This window comes from Trichlorobacter lovleyi, from assembly GCF_015239775.1.
Lineage (GTDB): Bacteria > Desulfobacterota > Desulfuromonadia > Geobacterales > Pseudopelobacteraceae > Trichlorobacter > Trichlorobacter lovleyi_B.
Window position 1 is genome coordinate 1384418 of record NZ_CP058409.1, and the last position, 18470, is coordinate 1402887.

20 protein-coding genes are annotated in these 18470 nt (G+C 55.9%); 18 read left to right on the forward strand and 2 right to left on the reverse strand.

What is annotated here, in order from left to right; all coding sequences use genetic code 11:
• Nucleotides 1-112 precede the first annotated feature (112 nt).
• The gene (locus FY034_RS06335; RefSeq protein WP_265554538.1) at nucleotides 113-1000 is read right to left on the reverse strand and encodes an EF-hand domain-containing protein; all 888 of its coding nucleotides are present in this window, start codon (nucleotides 998-1000) and stop codon (nucleotides 113-115) included.
• A gap of 279 nt (nucleotides 1001-1279) precedes the next feature.
• On the opposite strand from FY034_RS06335, the gene FY034_RS06340 reads away from it, so the two are divergent.
• The 12 genes from FY034_RS06340 (at nucleotide 1280) to FY034_RS06395 (ending at nucleotide 14431) form a co-directional block, all read left to right on the forward strand.
• On the forward strand, nucleotides 1280-2386 hold the full coding sequence (locus tag FY034_RS06340) for an HD domain-containing phosphohydrolase (protein ID WP_265554540.1): 1107 nt from the start codon (nucleotides 1280-1282) through the stop codon (nucleotides 2384-2386).
• 15 nt (nucleotides 2387-2401) lie between these two features.
• Entirely contained in the window at nucleotides 2402-3199 is a 798-nt protein-coding gene (locus tag FY034_RS06345) for a substrate-binding domain-containing protein (protein ID WP_265554542.1), read from the forward strand.
• Nucleotides 3200-3205: 6 nt separating this feature from the next.
• Nucleotides 3206-6052, forward strand: a complete 2847-nt coding sequence (locus tag FY034_RS06350) for a hybrid sensor histidine kinase/response regulator (protein ID WP_265554544.1) — start codon at nucleotides 3206-3208, stop codon at nucleotides 6050-6052.
• Nucleotides 6053-6382: 330 nt separating this feature from the next.
• Nucleotides 6383-6907 carry a hypothetical protein gene (locus tag FY034_RS06355; RefSeq protein WP_265554546.1) on the forward strand — a complete coding sequence of 175 codons (525 nt, stop codon included), beginning with the start codon at nucleotides 6383-6385 and terminating at the stop codon, nucleotides 6905-6907.
• Nucleotides 6904-7854: a methyl viologen-reducing hydrogenase gene (locus tag FY034_RS06360; RefSeq protein ID WP_265554548.1), complete on the forward strand. Its 951-nt coding sequence runs from the start codon at nucleotides 6904-6906 to the stop codon at nucleotides 7852-7854. Before FY034_RS06355 ends, FY034_RS06360 begins: the two co-directional genes overlap by 4 nt.
• A gap of 11 nt (nucleotides 7855-7865) precedes the next feature.
• Nucleotides 7866-9305 carry a Ni/Fe hydrogenase subunit alpha gene (locus tag FY034_RS06365; protein ID WP_265554549.1) on the forward strand — a complete coding sequence of 480 codons (1440 nt, stop codon included), beginning with the start codon at nucleotides 7866-7868 and terminating at the stop codon, nucleotides 9303-9305.
• 2 nt (nucleotides 9306-9307) lie between these two features.
• On the forward strand, nucleotides 9308-9574 hold the full coding sequence (locus tag FY034_RS06370) for a 4Fe-4S dicluster domain-containing protein (RefSeq protein WP_265554551.1): 267 nt from the start codon (nucleotides 9308-9310) through the stop codon (nucleotides 9572-9574).
• On the forward strand, nucleotides 9571-10032 hold the full coding sequence (locus FY034_RS06375; RefSeq protein WP_265554552.1) for a hypothetical protein: 462 nt from the start codon (nucleotides 9571-9573) through the stop codon (nucleotides 10030-10032). The genes FY034_RS06370 and FY034_RS06375 overlap by 4 nt, the downstream gene beginning before the upstream one ends.
• On the forward strand, nucleotides 10005-10535 hold the full coding sequence (locus tag FY034_RS06380; RefSeq protein ID WP_265554553.1) for a hydrogenase maturation protease: 531 nt from the start codon (nucleotides 10005-10007) through the stop codon (nucleotides 10533-10535). The genes FY034_RS06375 and FY034_RS06380 overlap by 28 nt, the downstream gene beginning before the upstream one ends.
• The gene (locus FY034_RS06385; protein WP_265554554.1) at nucleotides 10532-12112 is read left to right on the forward strand and encodes a methyl-accepting chemotaxis protein; all 1581 of its coding nucleotides are present in this window, start codon (nucleotides 10532-10534) and stop codon (nucleotides 12110-12112) included. Before FY034_RS06380 ends, FY034_RS06385 begins: the two co-directional genes overlap by 4 nt.
• A gap of 316 nt (nucleotides 12113-12428) precedes the next feature.
• Nucleotides 12429-14120, forward strand: a complete 1692-nt coding sequence (locus tag FY034_RS06390; protein ID WP_265554555.1) for a response regulator — start codon at nucleotides 12429-12431, stop codon at nucleotides 14118-14120.
• A gap of 11 nt (nucleotides 14121-14131) precedes the next feature.
• Nucleotides 14132-14431, forward strand: coding sequence for a hypothetical protein (locus FY034_RS06395; RefSeq protein ID WP_265554557.1), 300 nt, complete (start codon nucleotides 14132-14134; stop codon nucleotides 14429-14431).
• A gap of 42 nt (nucleotides 14432-14473) precedes the next feature.
• Here the strand turns inward: FY034_RS06395 and FY034_RS06400 are convergent, their stop codons facing one another.
• The gene (locus tag FY034_RS06400; protein ID WP_265554558.1) at nucleotides 14474-14674 is read right to left on the reverse strand and encodes a hypothetical protein; all 201 of its coding nucleotides are present in this window, start codon (nucleotides 14672-14674) and stop codon (nucleotides 14474-14476) included.
• On the opposite strand from FY034_RS06400, the gene FY034_RS06405 reads away from it, so the two are divergent.
• The 6 genes from FY034_RS06405 to FY034_RS06430 all read left to right on the forward strand — a co-directional run bounded on the left by FY034_RS06405 (nucleotide 14668) and on the right by FY034_RS06430 (nucleotide 18449).
• The gene (locus FY034_RS06405) at nucleotides 14668-15267 is read left to right on the forward strand and encodes a response regulator (protein WP_265554559.1); all 600 of its coding nucleotides are present in this window, start codon (nucleotides 14668-14670) and stop codon (nucleotides 15265-15267) included. The genes FY034_RS06400 and FY034_RS06405 overlap by 7 nt on opposite strands.
• Before the next feature lie 6 nt (nucleotides 15268-15273).
• Nucleotides 15274-15504, forward strand: a complete 231-nt coding sequence (locus tag FY034_RS06410; protein ID WP_265554560.1) for a hypothetical protein — start codon at nucleotides 15274-15276, stop codon at nucleotides 15502-15504.
• A gap of 21 nt (nucleotides 15505-15525) precedes the next feature.
• Nucleotides 15526-15954 carry a DUF1499 domain-containing protein gene (locus tag FY034_RS06415; RefSeq protein WP_012469621.1) on the forward strand — a complete coding sequence of 143 codons (429 nt, stop codon included), beginning with the start codon at nucleotides 15526-15528 and terminating at the stop codon, nucleotides 15952-15954.
• A gap of 40 nt (nucleotides 15955-15994) precedes the next feature.
• Complete coding sequence (locus FY034_RS06420; RefSeq protein ID WP_012469622.1) at nucleotides 15995-17182, forward strand: response regulator; 1188 nt, start codon at nucleotides 15995-15997, stop codon at nucleotides 17180-17182.
• Nucleotides 17179-17823 (forward strand): response regulator transcription factor, encoded by a 645-nt coding sequence (locus FY034_RS06425; RefSeq protein ID WP_012469623.1) that lies wholly within the window; start codon nucleotides 17179-17181, stop codon nucleotides 17821-17823. The genes FY034_RS06420 and FY034_RS06425 overlap by 4 nt, the downstream gene beginning before the upstream one ends.
• Nucleotides 17824-18032: 209 nt before the next feature.
• Nucleotides 18033-18449: a response regulator transcription factor gene (locus FY034_RS06430; protein WP_012469624.1), complete on the forward strand. Its 417-nt coding sequence runs from the start codon at nucleotides 18033-18035 to the stop codon at nucleotides 18447-18449.
• Nucleotides 18450-18470: the final 21 nt, after the last annotated feature.

Sequence of the window (18470 nt, forward strand, 5' to 3'; positions counted from 1 at the left end):
TCCTCTCAGAGTAGGTGATGTTAGACAATGTTATTAAAAGTCTAACAAAATTGGACCTGTCCTGGTGGTAAAGAGATGTGCACGAATGGTAAAGAACAGCGTGGCTACCAGGTCAGGACAGTACGTTCACCGATTGTGAACTGCTGCTTGAGCTGGCACTGCTCTTCAGCATTTTCAGCAGGGTGGCAAGGCTGTTCTGGTCGGCATTCTGGAGGAACGAGGCCAGGGCATCCTGCTGGGAACTGCTGTCCTGGTCAGAGCTGCTGTCTGACTGGGCCATCTGTGGCGGCGGTGGTGGCGGTCCCATGCTTTTCATCATGCTGTCCATCTCAGCGCTGTTGAGAGAACCGTCACTGTCGCTGTCATACTGGGTAATGAGAGCAGAAGCATCCTGTGACTGACCGGTCATTTCCGCCATTTTGTCCAGCATGGTCTGCAGTTCATCAGAGGAAACGGCGCCGCTACTGTCGCTATCCACCTTCTTGAACATCTCTTCCGGACTTGGTGGCGGCGGAGGTGGCCCCTGTTTGCTGCCTATGGCCGAACTGCTGCCGCTTGAGCTGTCTTCGTCAGCGGATGATGAGCTTTGCATCTGTTGCAGCATGCTGATCAGGCTTGCAACCAGATCCTGGCCGGAGTTTGACAGATACGAGGCCAGCGAACTGGTGTCAAGGCCGCTGGTCTGACTGCTGGACTCTTCGTCACTGCTTAGCATGGCGTCACGCTCATGCTTCGGCTTGATGCTTTCCATCAGGCTGTCCATCTCATCGCTGTTGAGAGAACCATCACTGTTGCTGTCATACTGGGAAAGCAGTGATGAGGCATCCAGTGTTTTGCCGCTGTCCTGAGCGATCTTGTCTGTCAGAGCCGTTAACTCGGTCTGAGAAATGCCGCCGTTGCCGTCACTGTCAACTTTGGTAAAAAGATCCTGCTTTCTCTTTTGCTGCTCAATACTGAACATGCTGCTCACGCTGCTGCTGATACTGCTGATGCTGCTCATGGCGGGCCTCCTTTGATCCGGCGTGGATAGTGAACCTGTTACTTGAACGTATCGGGTGGAGGAACCCTGCTCTTCGTTAAGTGAACAGCTGGTTGGGTAAAGATTTGTAACGTCTTCCGGCCCCGCCAAGCCGTCTCTAGGGTAATCACCCCATTGTCGCCTGTTGTGGCGAGTGGTAATAAGGTGCGGATCGTGTAAAATAGGTGGCGGTTTGCAGGATACCGGCAGTGATTGAAACGTGGCAGCGGCTATCCGGCTTGACAGAGGCAGGAGGAGACGATGTTTGACGATATAAAGATTCTGGCTGTTGATGATGACAACTTTAACCTGCAGATGATTCAGACCATGCTGGAAGGGGTTTCAGCCACCATCTATACTGCCTTGAACGGCCAGGAAGCCCTCGATCTGCTGGAGGCGACACCGGGTATCGATATTGTGCTGCTTGACCTGCAGATGCCGGTCATGGACGGTTTTGAGGCCCTGCAGCGAATCAAGCTCAACTTCAGATTGATGAAAATACCGGTCATTGTGGTTACCGCCGATCCGCAGGAAGTGACCAGGGTCCTGGGATTGGGGGCCAACGATTTTCTTGCAAAGCCGTACAACCCCGAGGAAATGCGACTGCGGGTGATGAACCATGTCCGCAACAAACGCTACCAGGATCTGATCAGCAACATGAATGTGGTGCTTGAGCAGAAGGTAGCTGAAAAAACTGCTGCCTTGCAAGAGGCCCTGTCGCTGTCCCAGGAAGCTGAATACGAGATCTGCCTGCGTCTGGGACGTGCTGCTGAATTTCGGGATATGGAAACCGGCATGCATACCCGTCGTATCAGCGAGATGTCAAAAAATCTGGCGCTCTTGGCCGGGCTTCCGGATGAACAGGCAGAACTGCTCCGCTTCGCTTCGCCGCTGCACGATGTGGGCAAGATCGGCATACCGGACCGGATACTGCTCAAACCGGGTAAGCTGGATGATACCGAGATGCAGATCATGAAGCTGCATACCACCATCGGCGGGAGGATCCTGTCGGAAGGTGAACGTTATCATTCTCTGGAAGCAGGCCGGATTGTGGCGCTGCAGCATCATGAAAAATGGGATGGCAGCGGTTATCCGTGTGGCTTGCAGGGTGAGGCAATCCATATCTTTGCGCGGATTGTGATGATCAGCGACATCTTTGATGCGCTTGCCTCTGACCGCCCTTACAAGAAGGCCTTCCCGATTGAGAAAATCCTGGTCATCATGGAAGAGGGCAGGGGTACATTCTTTGAACCCCGACTGCTGAAGCTCTTTCTGGATAACCTGCCACAGTTTGTGGAGATCCGTGACCGGCTGAAGGATCAGCAGGATGAGACTGATCCGTTCCTTGAATTGCTTACCATTACCTAGATCCCGGAGGTCTGTATGCCGATCCGAACCTGCCGTCTCCGTTCCGTGTCATTGCTGCTGTTTACGCTGCTGCTTACGCCTGCGATGGTCTTTGCCGCCCCGTCAGGGAACAGCCTGTTGATCTATTGCGGCATCACCATGGTGCGTCCGATTACCGACATTGCACGCCTGTTTGAGAAACAGGAAAAGGTCAGCATTACCATTGCCCAGGGAGGATCGGAAGATCTATACCAAAGTGCAAAAAAGAGTCAGCAGGGAGACCTGTATCTTCCGGGTGAACCGGTTTTCCGGACCAGGCATCTGCCGGAGGGGCTGCTTGGTGAGTATCGCGGACTGGGTTTTAATCAGATGGCATTAATGGTTCAGAAAGGCAATCCCAAGAAGGTCAAGCCGGATCTGAAAGAGTTGCTGCGCAAGGATCTGAGCGTGGTGCTGGGCAGCAGTGAAAGCGGCAGCGTCGGTGTTGAGGCGCGACGTATTTTGACACAGACGGGGCTCTATCCCAAAGTTGCAGCCAAGGTGGTGCAGATGTTGCCGGACTCCCGTTCGATCATGGCAGCCATGCGCCGGGGGGGTGCTGACATAACCATGAGCTGGCGTGCCACCGGATACTTTCCGGATAATGCCGCTTCCGTTGATGTGCTGGATCTGCCGCCAACAGTTGCCCCACCTCAAGAGTTACAGTTGACCCTGTTGACCTTCTCAAAGAATCCGGTTATGGCACGCAAATTCATGGCATTTGCCGCAGGTCCGCAGGGACAGGCGGTCTTCCGCCGCTATGGTTTTATTACCACTGCCAAATCAGGGCAATAAGACGTTATGAAATCAATCACAACGCAATTCAGGCAGCTGATGCAGGCAACGTCAGGGGCTGCACGGGCCTCCCGCCTGCTGTTTTTGCTGTTGGGGCTGTTTGTGATCGGCTTTGTAGCGCTGGCTACAGTTAACTTTGTCATCGGCAGTCTGATGGAAGAGCTGGAACAGCGTGGACGGAATGAGCGGACCCGGTTGTTCATCGGCGCCGTGCTGGTTGATGACATCAAGGGGATGGAGCTTGATTTCAACCGGATGATGGCCTCAGTCAGCATGGTGGAACAGGGCCGCCTGCGGTCCGGTATCAGGGAAAAAAGCCTGAAACTTGAACATGACCTGCTGGTGCTCAAGGACGGAGGCCGGGTTGAGCGAACCATTGACCTGAATATTGAGGGGGTAGATGTCCTGAACGAACAGGTTACCTATACCCCTCACTCCGGTGATCCCCACAACCTGCTGGAGCTGATCGAAATAGGGCCGCAGCTGGACAAGGTCAGGCTCAAGGCTGATGAATTGGCCTTGCTGCTTGCCAGGCGCGAACAGGCGCGTGAAGCCCGCAATGCCGCACGTCTGTTGAGCCTTGAAGATGAACTGAATATGTTCTACAAGCATCTCCCCTCACTCTTTGTCCGTCTGAACGAAAATGCAAACCGGCTCTACTATGAAAGCAATAACCGGATCACCAGTCTGAACAAAGAGCTGTCGGCCCGTCGGGAACTTTATAAAAACCTGCAGATGGGGCTTGGCGGTGTCATTGTGCTGTTGGTTATGGGGAGCGGTATCCTGCTGGCGCGACAGCTGGCGGCTGTCAACGTGCAACTGACGCAGTCCGGTGAAGAGATGCGGATTGCCAAGGAACAGGCTGAGGCCAGCAGTCAGGCCAAGAGCGAGTTTCTGGCAAATATGAGCCATGAGATCAGGACGCCGATGAACGGCATTCTGGGGATGACTGAGCTCTTGATGGACACGGAGCTGAACCCGCAGCAGTTTGACTATCTACGCTCGGTCAAGATCTCGGCAGAAAATCTGATGAATATCATCAACGACATCCTTGATTTCTCAAAGATCGAGGTCGGCAGGCTTGAGACCGAGGCAATCCCGTTCATGTTGCGCAGCATGCTGGGCCAGAGCCTGCGGACACTGTCGGCGCGGGCCGGTCAGAAGGGGCTGGAGCTGGTTTTCATGGTGGATCAGGACCTGCCTGATACCCTGATCGGTGACCCGGGGCGGCTACGGCAGATAGTGCTTAATCTTGTCGGCAATGCGGTCAAGTTTGCCGATCAGGGCGAGGTTGAACTGCTGGTGTCAAAACAACAGGAACTGTCCGACAAGGAGCTGCTGCTACGCTTTGAAGTACGGGACAAGGGGATCGGTATCAGTCCTGAACAGCAACAGCGGATTTTTGCCCCCTTTGAGCAGGCTGATCTCTCAACAACCAAAAAGTATGGCGGCACCGGTTTGGGACTGGCCATCAGCAGCCGTCTGGTGCAGTTGCTGGGGGGCGAGATCGGGGTGGAAAGTGTAACAGGGCAGGGCAGCACCTTCTGGTTTACCCTGCGCTGCAGGGTGCAGGAACAGCCGCAGCATGAGGCACAGCAGTCCGGCACCTTGTCCGGTTATCTGGCGCTGGTGGTGGATGATATTGCCCTCAATTGCCAGTTACTGGAGCAGTTTCTGACCCGCTGGGGGATGGATGTACTCACCGCGGCTAGTGCTGCAGAGGCGTTGTCGCTGCTGGAGTACGCCCAGCCTGGACGACCTGTCCAATTGTTGTTGACCGATCTCCAGATGCCCGGCTGTGACGGTTGGGGGCTGATGGAGCAGATCAGGAGTGACCGGCGCTACGATGAACTGAAACTGGTGCTGTTGCCCAGCGCCGGAAAACGGGGCGATGCCCGGCGTTGCCGTGAGCTGAAGGTAAACGGTTATCTGACCAAGCCGGTTATTCACAGTGAGCTGTATGAGGCGATCAAGGCGATCATGCATGGCAAGGAACAGCCCGGTAACAGCCCGGTAACCAGTCATCAGGTCAGGGAGGCGCAGGGCAGCTGTTCAATTCTGTTGGTTGATGATGTTGAAATCAACCGTGAGCTGGCCCGGATCATCCTTGAAAAACTGGGGCATCGGGTCGTCCTGGCAGCGAACGGGCTGGAGGCGGTTGAGGCTGCCCGCAAAGAGCACTTTGATCTGGTCTTTATGGATATTCAGATGCCGGTTATGGACGGCTTTGAAGCCACAAACGAGATTCGTTCCTTTGAACTGTCCCAGGGACTGCAGCCGGTGCCGGTTATCGCCATGACCGCTTATGCCCTGCAGGGGGACCGGGATCGTTGTCTGGCAGCAGGTCTGGATGGCTACATCGCCAAGCCGATCAAAGAGGATGATCTCTGCAGGGTGATTGCGCAGATGGTGTTTGGCCGCTTAGAACAGGAGACGCTGCAGGTTGTTGAACCACCTGAAACCATGCCGGAACAGGAACAGGAACGCCCCCCCGTCTTCGACCGTCAGGCCCTGTTGACCAGGCTGGGCGGAAATGAGGTGCTGATACAGAAGTTTGTGGTCATGTTTTTTGAGAGCGCCGATGAACATATGGCCCAGTTGCGGCAGGCGGCCAAAGCAGATGATGCCGAACAGGTACGGGCCAAGGCGCATGCCCTCAAAGGCTCGGCCGGCAATGTGGGGGCTGCTGCCCTGTCCCTGGCGGCAGCCGAGCTAGAAACGGCTGCCCGGGAGCTGCAGCTGACGGAACAGCCCGAGTTGCTGACCCAGCTGGAGGAACAGTTTGTCCTGTTTAAGCAGGCGACTGGTAAAAGGATGATAACTCCGGGTACAGAAGCGGTGCTTGAAGGTTGATTGCCTGTTCGGGTCAACCGCCACCATGCCGGCAGTGCAGCGATTGGAATTGCTGCCGAGTTTGACGCTCATCTGACCAAATCTCCCACTCTGTAAAAGTTAGTGATGAAGTTGAAACTGATCTCGAACCTTAAGGTAGCGGAGTTTTAGGGAGGATCTGCTTATTTTTTCAGGATCTCTTCAGGCACAGGAAAAATAGTGACGGGCTAGGTGAATCTCCCTATTGCAATTGGACAAAAATCTGTTACAAGCGGTGCATCATTCTGTATACGAAGCATTTTGCTGATTTCAGACCAAATCCATTCACCGAAGATGGGAGGCCGCCTGAACATGTCAGAGACCACGCCCGCAACAGCTCTTTCCGATCCCCGTTTTGCCCTGCAGGAGACCATGGTCTTTCTGGGGGCCATTGCCAGCGGTATGGAGGAGGCAATTGGCGAGTCTGCCAACAGTATTTCCTACCTGGCAGGAAAAAATCTGGGTAAAAACCTCTCCAGCAGCATCCCCAAAACCAAAGACCTTGAACAGGCTCTGCAGGCAACCCGTGACGTGCTGGTCAAAAACGGCTTCCTCTGGCTGTTCGAGACCTTCAAAATGCATGATCAGCCCACCCTGGTACAGCAGACAGACGAGGGGCAGGAAGTCAGTCTTGTCTTCCGTGACTGCATGATCCGCCAGTCCCTGTTCCGGTTCGGTCACTGCCAGAAGGGGTCGCTTTGCACCATGATGAACGGTTTCTTTGCCGGTGCCCTGCAGACCATCATGGGGGCTGATTCTGCGCTGGAAATCATTCATGCCGGTGAGAATGCCTGCATGAAGAAGTTGACCATCCGCAGGGCAGGGGGTGCCGCATGAGTGCCGAACTGGTAACCATCAACACCGAGTGGCTGTCCGACTGTTCCGGCTGTCATATCGCCATTGTTGACCTGCACGAAAAAATCCTGTCGGTGCTGGAGTCAGTCAAGATTCAGCGCTGCCCGGTGCTGACAGATGTCAAGGACTACCCGCCCGCCAAGATCGGTCTGGTGTCCGGCGCCATCCGCAATGAGCATGACCGCCATGCCGCCATTGAGATGCGCAAAAGCTGCGATCTGATCATCGCCTGGGGCTCATGCGCCGTATTTGGCGGCCCGGCCGGGGCTGGCAACGTGCATACCCGTGAAGAGATTGCTGATGCGGTCTACCTGCAGAACAAGACCACCAGCACCAGCAGTCTGCCCAGCCGTGAGATCTCGCCGCTGGAGGTGTCGGTAACCCCGATTGACAAGGTGATCGAGGTTGATCTGTACCTGGCCGGCTGTCCCCCCCATCCCACCTATATCTTTGATGCCCTGGTCTCGCTGCTGGAAGGGCGGCAGCCCAAGGCCACCAAGGAATCGGTCTGCGCCAAGTGCAAGCGCCAGATGAAAAAGAGTGATCTGGACACCATCAAACAGCATACCGATGGTATCCCTGACCCGGAACTCTGCTTTCTTTCACAGGGCTACATCTGTATGGGGTCGGCCACCATAGACCGCTGCCTTTCCCCCTGTCCAACCAACGGCATCCCCTGTACCGGTTGTGCCGGTGCCACCATGCAGATCCTGAGCGAGCCCAACCGTGATATCCGCACCGAGATTGCAGAGCGGATGGCGCGGCTGACCAAGATCCCCAGAGAGGATATCATCAAGGAGATCGAGAAGAGCTCAAAGTCCCACTATTCCTACACCATGGCCAGTTCCATGATCAGTGAGAAGCCAACCTTCCTGATCAATAAGTGGATTCACGAGGCCAATGAAGATTATGAAGCCGCACACGGCTAGGAGGCACGGTCATGTCTGCCCAAACTGAAACACCCAATTCCAGAACCATCCGGATTGATCCGGTGACCCGTATCGAAGGGCATGCCAAGGTCTTTGTCAATCTGGCTGAGGATGGGTCTCTTGATAATGCCGGACTGGTGGTGAACGAGCTGCGCGGTTTTGAGAAGATCCTGGTGGGGATGGAGGCCAACCGGATGCCCCACATCACGGCCCGGATCTGCGGAGTCTGCCCTACGGCCCACCATATTGCCGCCTCCAACGCCCTTGACCATGCCTGTGGCGTGGTGGCCCCGCCGGCTGCCATGCTGCTGCGGGAACTGATGTACATGGGGCATATCATCCACTCCCATGCCCTGTCCCTGTTTGTGTTGCAGGGGCCTGACCTGGTGCTGGGGCTGGATGCCGATCCGGCCATCCGGAATGTGGTGGGGATTGTGCAGGCCAACCCTGAGGTGGCAAAAAAGGCGCTGCGGATCAGGACCGTCGGGCAACGCCTGAATGAGATTGTCGGGGGACGCGGCACCCATCCGGTCACCTCGGTGGCCGGCGGTATTACCTTTGTGCTGGACAGTGAGAAGCGTGCAATGCTGCAGAGCCTGGTTGATGAAGGCAAGCAGCTTGCCAGAGAACTGGCGCCGGTGGTCAAGCAGCTGGTGGTAAGCATGCTGGAAAAACATCCGGCCATGCTGACTGACTGGGTTGCCCCGTCCTGGAGTGTGGGCACGGTGCTGGACAACCGGGTCTCGCTGATTCAGGGCAATCTCCGTGCGGTTGATGAAAACGGCAGTACCCAGGTTGAGTTCCCGGTGCAGGATTACGACAAGTACATGGTTGAGTCGGTGGTTGACTTCTCCTACATGAAGCGGGTCAGCTTCAAGAAGGATGGCCTGCTGCATGACTACCGGGTTGGTCCCCTGGCAAGAATCAACGCCATGCAGCAGTTTAACACTGAGTGGGCCAACCGGGAAATGGAGGAGATGCTCAGTCTGGGCGGTTATCCCTGCCACATTACCCTGTTCCAGGCCTATGCCAAGCTGGTCGAGATGATCTGGGCCATTGAACGGGCAGACGATATCCTGCGTGACCCGGCGGTGAACGGCGAGACGCGGGTGCCGGTCAAGTTCAAGGGAGGACGCGGAGTCGGCCATTCCGAGGCACCCCGCGGCACCCTGATCCATGACTATGAGATTGATGAAGACGGCATTGTCAGGGCAGCCAACCTGATTGTTGCCACCCAGCAGAACTACGCCATCATCAATCGCTCAATTGAGCACGCAGCAACGTCCCACGTTATCGGCAAGCCGGATGACCAGGCCCTGTTAAATGCTGTTGAGTTCAGCATCCGCTGTTATGACCCCTGTCTCTCCTGCGCCACCCATGCCGTGGGGGCCATGCCGATGGAGATCAGCATCAACCGTGGCGGCCGGACCGTCAAGACCATCAGGAGGTAGCCATGTCGACAGGCTCTACGGTTGAAATCACGGTACATGAGCAGGCCTGCCGGGGGTGCGAGATGTGCGTTGATATCTGCCCCACCAAGGTGTTCACTTTTGATGAAGAGAAACGGCTTTGTACGGTGGGGCATGCAGAGGACTGCATCGCCTGTCTCTCCTGTGCCTTTATCTGCCCATCCGGTGCCATCACCCATGCCAACTATCACCAGGTAAAGAACTTCTACCGCGACCTTGAGTTCAGCAAGCGGATGGGGAAATTCCTATGACCAACGATAACGCCCTGCAGATGACCCCTGAAGACCACCAGAAGGCCTTTACCGAGGTGGCCTTTCTGATTGAGAGCTTTGCCAACACCATTGACAACATCATGGGTGGCGCCACGGCACCGGTGGGCAGGATTGCCGGTCGCTCCATTGCCCGCAAGCTGCCGCTTAATCTGCACCAGCCAACACTTGCGTCGGTGCTTGATCTGCTTGCCAAACGGATGCAGGCCGGTTTTCAGATGACCGCCAGCGCCACCAGCGAGACCTCGTCAGAGATCACCTTTGAACATTGCGCCCTGCGTGATGTCTGCGCCTTACGTTCCATCGAGACTGGCAGCGCCGTCTGCAAGCTGTTTCATGCCTACTTTGACGGTATGGTCAACGAGCTGCTGCACCGGCCGGTCAAGTCAGAGATCATTACCACCGGTCAGGTATGCAGAATAACCACCTGCAGCCAGTGACAGCCACCCGGGCCCTGGTGGTCTGTATCGGTAATGAACTGGTGGCTGATGACGCCGTGGGGCATGCTGTTTTTACCCGGCTGACCGAACAAGGACTGCCGGAAACGGTCCGGCTGGAGTACTGCGGTGTCGGCGGTATCGCCCTGCTGGAACTGCTGAGCGGGCAGGAAGAGCTGATGATGGTGGTTGATGCGGTCCAGCTTGGGAGCCCCATCGGCACGGTGCGGCTCTGGCCCTGGGATGAACTGCCGGCGTTAGAGGGGGGCAGTGCTATCTCTGCCCACGGCATCGGCCTGAAAGATACGCTGGCCATCGGCCGGACCCTGTACCCCGAGCGGATGCCCCGACGGATCCTGCTGGTGGGGGTTGAGGGCTGTTGCTTTGATCAACTGGGGGCAGCCATGACCCCGGAAGTTGCTGCTGCCGTACCGCGTGCGGTAGCGGCCGTCTATAATGAATTGCATCTGTCGCCAGTATCTAATCAGGCAGGAGACCAGCCATGAGTGACCACCAACTGACCGTCTATAACGCCATCCATGCCGTTGCAGAAGCAATGGTGGCAGGCAGGCTTGACCAACGCTGCGATACCACCGGGCACACGACCCAGGATGCTGAACTTTTGCATCTGGTGAATGGCATGCTGGACGCGCTGATTGCGCCGATGCGGTTAGCCGGCCACGCCCTGGACGAGATTGCCCACGGGCGGATTCCTGCCTTTGTGATTGATGACTATCAGGGGGAGTACAATACCATCAAGCAGAACATCAACACCCTGCTGGCCATCCTGTACGGCATGCACAAAGAGACCACCAACCTGACCGATTCGGTGCGTGAGGGGAACCTGAAGACCCGTGGCAATGACTGGGATTACGACGGCATCTGGAAAGAACTGATTCAGGGGATGAACGGCACGCTGGATGCGGTGCTTGACCCGGTTAGCGAGGCCAGCAGTGTACTGGGCCGGTTGGCCGGCTATGACCTGAGCGCCAGGATGCGGGGCCGCTACCACGGCGATCATGCCGTAATCCGTAAGGCCATGAACACCACCGCAGAGGCGCTGCACAGCGCCATCTCGCAGGTGGCGGAAACCGTGGAGCTGGTTTCAGAGGCGGGCCAGCAGATCAGTGAAGGCAATGCGGTCGTGTCTGATGGCGCTGCAGAGCAGAGTAATCAGCTGGCTGAGACATCCAGCAACCTGGAACGGATTGCCGTCGGTGCGGCAACCAGTACCAGCAAGACCAGCGAGGCCAGGGAAAAGGTTCACGAGGCAGCCCAGACCATGGAACAGGCCCAGGAGTCAATGGAGCAGATGCTGGGGGCGATGGTCAAGGTGCGTGAGGCCGCGGAAAATACCACCGCTATTGTCAATGAGATCGACGGGATTGCCAAGGAGACCGGCACCCTTTCCACCAGCGCCATGGACAAGGCGATCAGGATCAGGACCTCGGCAGGCGGATTCGGCGTGGTTGCCCACGAGATCAGGAAACTGGGACAGCGCTGTACCGAAACGGCAAAGGGGATGAAACAGTTCAGCAAACAGGTCGCATTGGGCGATGGTGAAGAGGCTGACAAGCTGCGGGATGACTTCCAGTTGCTGATCGATGATCTGGAAGATGTGGCCATGTTCTCAAACCTGCTGGGGGTGAATGCCGCCATTGAGGCCGCCCATGTGGAGGGGGCCGGTAACGACTTCAAGCTGTTGACCGACGAGATTCACAGCCTGGCCAGCCGTTCTGCCGATGCAGCCAAGCGGACCGAACAGATGACCCGTACCTCGCTGCAGCTTTCCCGCAACGGTGAAGAGCTTTCACGGGATATCAACCGGCAGCTGCGCGGTGCCGTAGAAGGGGCCAGGACCATCAGTCTGCTGACCGACGAGATCTCCAGAGCTACGGCAGAACAGGCTGACGGCATTGACCAGATCAATCAGGCTGTTGCCCAGATCAACCAGGTCACCCAGAAGAACGCCGACAGTGCGGCACACTCATCTGAAGCAGCCCAGGGGCTCGAGCGTCAGGTGGATAAGCTCTCCAGCATGGTACAGAAGTTCAGGTTGGAGACAGCGCCTGCCCAGGCGTGACCAAGCAGCAGCTGCTGCTGAACTATCCCCTCTGTCCTGGATACAGGATGCAACCCGGCATGGGTGGATCACCTTGTAGATAAAGCTGTTATCAGCGTGATCATGATCTGTCTGTTTTAGATTGCGCGTTTACCTCTTCCGTCGTATTCATTTCTCCTCGTTGCCGGCCCATTGCGGCAGGACCGGCAGCATCATGTTTCTGAGGCGCCTGGTTGTATCCGGTGTGGAGTGCACTGCCACTGTTTCTGGCGGGCACGCTCTACTGTGCGGGCCATGCCCTGCGGTTGGAAAGAAGGTTCAGGGGTGAACAGACACGATGATTGATCCGTTATTGAAATCCTACACCAGTGATCTTGCCGTGCTTTGTGTGGAGGATGATCCGGTTGGGGCAGCCCTCATCCGTAAAATGCTGGAGCCGCTCTTTGGTCATGTTTACAGCGCCCCGAACGGGGCTGAGGGGTTGCGGCAGTTTCATCAGCAACAGCCTGACCTGATTGTCAGTGACCTGATGATGCCGATCATGGATGGCATCGATATGCTCAGGGAGATTCGCAAAAGCAACCAGAAGACGCCGGTACTGTTGATGACCGCTTCGCTGGAGCATGTCCATCTGGTTGAGGCGATCAATCTGGGGGTCTCCAAGTTTCTGGCAAAACCGTTGCGGGTCGATGCCTTGCAACGGGCGCTGTTTGCTGTTACCAGAGAGCTGTATCTGGAAAGGGTGGCTGAGCAGGCCCGGCAGCAGGAGGTGGAACTGCTGCAGTACCGCAACCGCTACCACTCCCTGCAGCAGGAACTGGCGCAGGCCAAGGAACGTCATATTGTCAGCAACCTGCTTGAGACACAGTATCTCCAGCATGCTGAGCAGGGTGGCTGGCTGGTTGATCTGGTGCAGCAACCCCGTGATATCATGTCGGGTGACAGCTATTCGGTTGTCAGGACGAGCGACAATACCCTGTTGCTGTTTCTGGCAGATGCCATGGGCCATGGTCTGTCCGCCTCGGTTACCTCCATGCTGGCCACTGCGTTCTTCAACTATGCGGTACAGGGCTACAGCCGCGGGGAGCCTGAATTCGCGGCCCTGGCCACCAGCGTGATGAGCTTTGCCGCCCAGAATCTGCTGGAAGATGAGGTGTTCAGCGGGCTGGTGCTTGAGCTGGACCCACAGCGGAAATCAGTGCAGCTTGCCAGCTGCGGCATGCCGGCTCTGCTGCTGGCGCGTAACGGCAGGGTTGAACGGATACGGGGGGCAAACCCGCCGGTTTCCGCTTTTCTGCCGCCACTGCAACTGCAGCGGATCGACCTGGAGGGGGTCAGCGATATCCTGCTTGCAACCGATGGGCTGGGTGATGCGTCGACCCGGGAAGGCGGGGCGTATCGTGAGCGTCTGAGCACGGATCTGCTCGGCACTGCCACCACCCGTGAACTGTTTGCCCAGTATCGTTCTCAGAGCGATGACAGCCAGAACGATGACGATATCACGATCGTCAGGCTGACTGCCGTGGCTACCGAAGGACAGCGCTATTGCTTTACAGCACCACCGACCCTGGCCGGCCTCTCTTACCTGCAAAGTCAGGCAAGTCAGCAGCTGCAAGCAGCAGGGGCTGCCGGTGAGCGCCTGGACAACCTGGAACTGGCGTTGAGTGAGGCGCTATTGAATGCCTTTGAACATGGTTTTCTGCGTCTTGGGGCGGACAAGCAACGTCTGATGCAGGATGATGCGTACGATGAACTGGTGATGGCGGCAGCACCGGAGCAAGGGGTGGAAATCAGCCTGGAGCTGATACTTGTGCCACGGATGGGCCGTTTGCAGGTGTGGGTCGAGGTGGCGGACCCCGGTCCCGGTTTTGAGGTGCCGCAGCGGCCTGACCGGAAGCCGGTTGCCACGGCAACTGCGGGGCGGGGATTCATGATAATGCAACGTTCGGTTGATCTGGTCAGGTACAATCCGGCCGGAAACCGGCTGCTGCTGATGCAGATGTTCGAAGGTGAAAATACGCTGACCTAAAGGAGCTGGTTATGGAGATCAGGACCGTTGGAAGTCATGAACTGGTTGTCAGTGGCACGATCAAGACCATTAATGACAGCATTTCCGTGCGTGAGGCCTTGCAAAAGCTGCATGATGGCGGAGTAACGGCCATTACCCTGCGGATTGAGGATTCTTTTGCGTTGCCGTCGGCAGTAATCGGCTATCTGATGAAACTGGTCAATCGTGAAAAAGTCAAACTGACCCTGCTGGCAGGAGACAAACGTTTGTGTGAGCTGCTGGAAGAACTGCAACTGACCGATCTCTTCGGTGTGTCCTGTACGGCCTGTTAACAGCCGGCTTGACCTGCTGCCTTATTTTACGCTGTCCCGTTTTTACGCTAGCAGGAGTGCCTGCCGGAACGGCTGAAGGTTGTATCCGTCCGGATCGACTTGTTGCAGCCGGCCGGTGATTCCGCTAATGTCAGTGATCAATGCCAGCTCGAGCTTTTCCGGGCCGCCCTTGCCGGAGGCGCTCTGGTGATTAAATCTCCTGCCGGGCAGGGGATACGAATTTTTATGGAGTTGCCATGTCATTGATCCGATTGGTCATTGCTGATGATCATGCCATGTTTCGTCAGGGGTTATGCTCCCTGATCGCCATGACAGAAGATTGTGAGCTGGTTGGCGCATGCAGCCGGGGTGATGAGGCCCTGGAGCTGATCCGGCAACTGCGGCCAACCGTTGCGGTTCTGGATATCTCAATGCCCGGCCTGGATGGGCTTTCAGTCGTGGCAACCCTGCGGCGCGAAGGTGATACCACGCCGGTGATTATTCTGACTGCCCACGATGATCCGCTGATGCTGGAGCGGGCCAGGTGTTTCGGGGTAAACGGCTACGTCAACAAGGAGTTTGCCTTTGAGCAGCTGCTGGTGATCCTGCGGAAGGTGGCAGATGGCAGTACCCTGCTGAAAGAACATGAACCCGTGACCTCCTCAACGGCATTAACGGAGCGGGAGCGTGAGGTGGTCAGGCTGGTGGCCAGCGGGATGAACAGCCGCATGATCGGTGAATTGCTGGGTATCAGCAACAAGACCGTGGATAACCATCGTACCAATATCATGCACAAGCTGCATATCCATACCACGGCCGAGCTGGTGCGCTATGCCGTTAAGCTGGGGTTGGGGTAAGTGGCCGTGTCTGCCACAGGCAAAAAGATCGAGGCGTTGATCCGTACCGCAGGTGCTACCGCACTGGATCTGAAGTTGGCCCGTGTCTGCGAGCTGTGTCCGGTCTGCCGTCATGCCCGCAAGCAGCAGCAGGGGCTTGCCTTCAGGTTGGTGAAGGGGATTGAGCAGGATATCTGTCCCTTCTGTCGGGCCTATGAACGGGTGCATGGCAGAAAAGCCCATCAACAGAAGCAATAACTGCTGGACGGGTCTCAGGAGATGAGGCTGCTCAGCGCACATGCCGTGTCAATGAACCGGTTGCTTGCACTGGTATCCGCCATGATTATTACCTCTGCATACGGTGCAGAACTGCCTCCCTGTCCGGCATCACCCAACTGTGTCTGCAGCCAGGCAAAAGACAGCCACCGGATCGCTCCGTTTTCAATCAAGGGGGACCCTGACCAGGCCTTGAGACGCCTGCATGCTCTGTTGCTGGAACGCTCAGATACCACTGTGATTGCCGTTGATCAGGATCTGATCAAGGTTGAATTCAGAACCCTGCTGGGATTTGTGGATGACGGCGTGTTTCTGCTGGATCGGGAGCTGGCAGTGATCCATCTCCGTTCGGCTGCACGCCTGGGCTATTGGGATCTGGGTAAAAACCGGCGGCGTATGGAAGAAATCAGGCGGCAGTTTGAACAGCCGTAAGGGGGTGGTTTGACTGAAGACAGGTGGATGTAAAACTGCCATGATAGACAGCCTGCCACCATCCGCCATAGTTACCCGTCCCCGTCTGTTGTTTGTTGATGATGATCCGGGGGTACTGGCTGCCGTGACCCGTTTTATGCGGCGTTACCGGTTTGAGGTGAAAACCGCTCTGCATGGCCAGGTGGGCTTGCAGGAGTTGCAACAAAACGGGCCGTTTCATGTGGTAATTTCAGATTTTCGTATGCCCGGCATGACCGGAGAGATGTTTCTCGGTAAGGTTGCCGAGCTGGCTCCGAATACCCGTAGGATGATCCTTTCGGCATATGCGGATAGTGACCTGCTGCTGGCAGCCATCAATGCCGGACGGGTTCACCGCTACCTGACAAAGCCGTGGGATTCTCAGGAACTGTTGACGATCATTCGTGAGCTGATTGACGAATACCAGCAGGTCGTACTACGGAATGACCAGGTTCAGCTGCTTTCGGATACCAACCAACAACTGGAAACCAGCCTCCATCAGCATACCTCGGAAATGGAGGCCCAGGGCCGCCGGCTCCAGGAGTCAAATCGTCGACTTTCCCTGCTTTCCGCCCATCTTGAAAAAGTACGAGAGGATGAGCGCCGATCAATTGCCCGTGATATTCATGACGATCTGGGACAAACCTTAACAGCTATGCATCTTGAAATAACAGCCATGCTGCACGCTGACAACGTAATTGACCTGACGCCTCGCCTGTGTGATCTGAAAAAACAGGTTGACGCAGCTATTGGCACGGTGCAACGGATCATCTCGACAATGCGTCCTCAAGTACTGGAGGAACTTGGCCTTGAAGCGGCATTGGAAAGTTTAGCCCAAGAGGTGCGAAAGCGTACCAACATTACGTGCGTGACCTCCTGCACGTTGGCAGGAGAGCCTATTTCCCAAGAGGTCGCCTCTTGTCTGTACCGTGTGGCACAGGAGTCTCTCACCAATGTATTCCGCCACTCCAAGGCAACTAAGGTGCTATTGACAGTGCGGCGTCGGGATGGATGGTTGCAGCTACAGATCAGGGACAACGGGGTGGGCGTTTCAGAAGCACAAACCGCTGCCTCAAATGCTTTTGGAGTGATGGGAATGAGAGAGCGTGTTGCCCGCTGTGGAGGTAGCTTCAGTATCAGTCCCCGGGTTGGCGGTGGAACCATTGTGGAGGCGCAGGTGCCTGAAAAAGTAGAGGAGGCAGGTCTGTGAAGCGGCTGTTACTCGTTGACGATCATGCCATGGTGCGCAAAGGACTGGTGAGTATTCTTTCCGTACTCCAGGAAGATGGCATGCTGCTGAGCTGCGATGAGGCCGGATCCGGAGAGGACGCCTTGGGGCTGCTCAAACAGTATAGGTACGACCTCGTTGTCCTTGATATAGCAATGCCGGAGCTTGGAGGGCTGGAGTTGCTGTCAATTATTCATGAGAACTGGCCAACACTACCGGTGCTTATGCTCTCCATGTTTCCTGAAGAACAATTTGCCCTGCGTTCCTTAAAGCTGGGAGCTTCGGGGTATCTGACCAAAAAGGAGGCTGCTGATGAGTTGTTACTGGCGGTGGGTCAGCTTTTAAAAGGTAAGCGCTACCTGAGTCAGAGTCTTTCCACTAGTCTCATCAACCAGGCCCTTGCCAGCGGTGATAACAGCCGCCCCTCCCATGCGACACTCTCTAACCGCGAATTTCAGATCCTGCGTAGCCTGGCAACAGGCAAAAGCCTTAAGGCAATTGCGCTTGACCTGGAACTGAGTATCAAGACAGTCAGTACCTATAAAGCCCGTCTTTTCGCAAAACTGGGTTTTCATAACGATGTTGACTTGATCGCATACGCCAACAATCATCAGCTTACTTGAAGCGCAGCTATCCTGGCTCCTCAATATTCCCTCCTGCTCTTCCTTCCTGCTGCATCTGACAGCAATCCTTTATTGTAGGATCATTCTTACGGTCATTTTGTCAGTGTCTGTTGTACTCCGACAGCTATTTTCCGAATTGTTTCCTGTTCTTTCCCGAGGCATGCTGATAACGACAGCAGACCGTTCTATCCTGCGAAAGGGGCAGTCTCATGGTGAAGATACTGCTGATTGATGATGACAGGCGTTTCAATAGCCAACTGAAGTCACATGTGGCTGAGTACTACCCCTGCCTCAGTATGGTTGCCTGTGCAGATCCTCTGGAAGCCCTGTTACTGCTCAGAATAGAAAAGTATGACCTGCTTTTGATTGATTATGAAGTGCCTCCTTTTGATGGGCAAAAGTTGTTGCAGTATGCCATTCAGGCCGGTGTTGAACGCAACAGAATTGTGCTGCTTTCAGGTCATGATGCAGCATTTCTGCATAAGGTCTGTCCTTCCGGTCGTTGTCTGGCTGTATTGAATAAATTTGAAGCGGCCCAACGTGAAGTGCTGGATATGATTTTGTCATCTCTTAATGACAAAGCAGAAAAGGCCATGTCTCACGACAGTATTGTACCGCAGATATAGTGCTTGTCCTGTTTTGCGACG

What these genes read in the sequence shown, in the direction of transcription:
- FY034_RS06430 (WP_012469624.1), top strand. Translation starts at nt 18,033, where the DNA reads ATGGTGAAGATACTGCTGATTGATGATGACAGGCGTTTCAATAGCCAA.
- FY034_RS06350 (WP_265554544.1), top strand. Translation starts at nt 3,206, where the DNA reads ATGAAATCAATCACAACGCAATTCAGGCAGCTGATGCAGGCAACGTCA.
- FY034_RS06360 (WP_265554548.1), top strand. Translation starts at nt 6,904, where the DNA reads ATGAGTGCCGAACTGGTAACCATCAACACCGAGTGGCTGTCCGACTGT.
- FY034_RS06375 (WP_265554552.1), top strand. Translation starts at nt 9,571, where the DNA reads ATGACCAACGATAACGCCCTGCAGATGACCCCTGAAGACCACCAGAAG.
- FY034_RS06340 (WP_265554540.1), top strand. Translation starts at nt 1,280, where the DNA reads ATGTTTGACGATATAAAGATTCTGGCTGTTGATGATGACAACTTTAAC.
- FY034_RS06355 (WP_265554546.1), top strand. Translation starts at nt 6,383, where the DNA reads ATGTCAGAGACCACGCCCGCAACAGCTCTTTCCGATCCCCGTTTTGCC.
- FY034_RS06385 (WP_265554554.1), top strand. Translation starts at nt 10,532, where the DNA reads ATGAGTGACCACCAACTGACCGTCTATAACGCCATCCATGCCGTTGCA.
- FY034_RS06415 (WP_012469621.1), top strand. Translation starts at nt 15,526, where the DNA reads ATGAGGCTGCTCAGCGCACATGCCGTGTCAATGAACCGGTTGCTTGCA.
- FY034_RS06420 (WP_012469622.1), top strand. Translation starts at nt 15,995, where the DNA reads ATGATAGACAGCCTGCCACCATCCGCCATAGTTACCCGTCCCCGTCTG.
- FY034_RS06395 (WP_265554557.1), top strand. Translation starts at nt 14,132, where the DNA reads ATGGAGATCAGGACCGTTGGAAGTCATGAACTGGTTGTCAGTGGCACG.
- FY034_RS06380 (WP_265554553.1), top strand. Translation starts at nt 10,005, where the DNA reads ATGCAGAATAACCACCTGCAGCCAGTGACAGCCACCCGGGCCCTGGTG.
- FY034_RS06345 (WP_265554542.1), top strand. Translation starts at nt 2,402, where the DNA reads ATGCCGATCCGAACCTGCCGTCTCCGTTCCGTGTCATTGCTGCTGTTT.
- FY034_RS06335 (WP_265554538.1), bottom strand. Translation starts at nt 1,000, where the DNA reads ATGAGCAGCATCAGCAGTATCAGCAGCAGCGTGAGCAGCATGTTCAGT.
- FY034_RS06400 (WP_265554558.1), bottom strand. Translation starts at nt 14,674, where the DNA reads ATGACATGGCAACTCCATAAAAATTCGTATCCCCTGCCCGGCAGGAGA.
- FY034_RS06370 (WP_265554551.1), top strand. Translation starts at nt 9,308, where the DNA reads ATGTCGACAGGCTCTACGGTTGAAATCACGGTACATGAGCAGGCCTGC.
- FY034_RS06405 (WP_265554559.1), top strand. Translation starts at nt 14,668, where the DNA reads ATGTCATTGATCCGATTGGTCATTGCTGATGATCATGCCATGTTTCGT.
- FY034_RS06390 (WP_265554555.1), top strand. Translation starts at nt 12,429, where the DNA reads ATGATTGATCCGTTATTGAAATCCTACACCAGTGATCTTGCCGTGCTT.
- FY034_RS06365 (WP_265554549.1), top strand. Translation starts at nt 7,866, where the DNA reads ATGTCTGCCCAAACTGAAACACCCAATTCCAGAACCATCCGGATTGAT.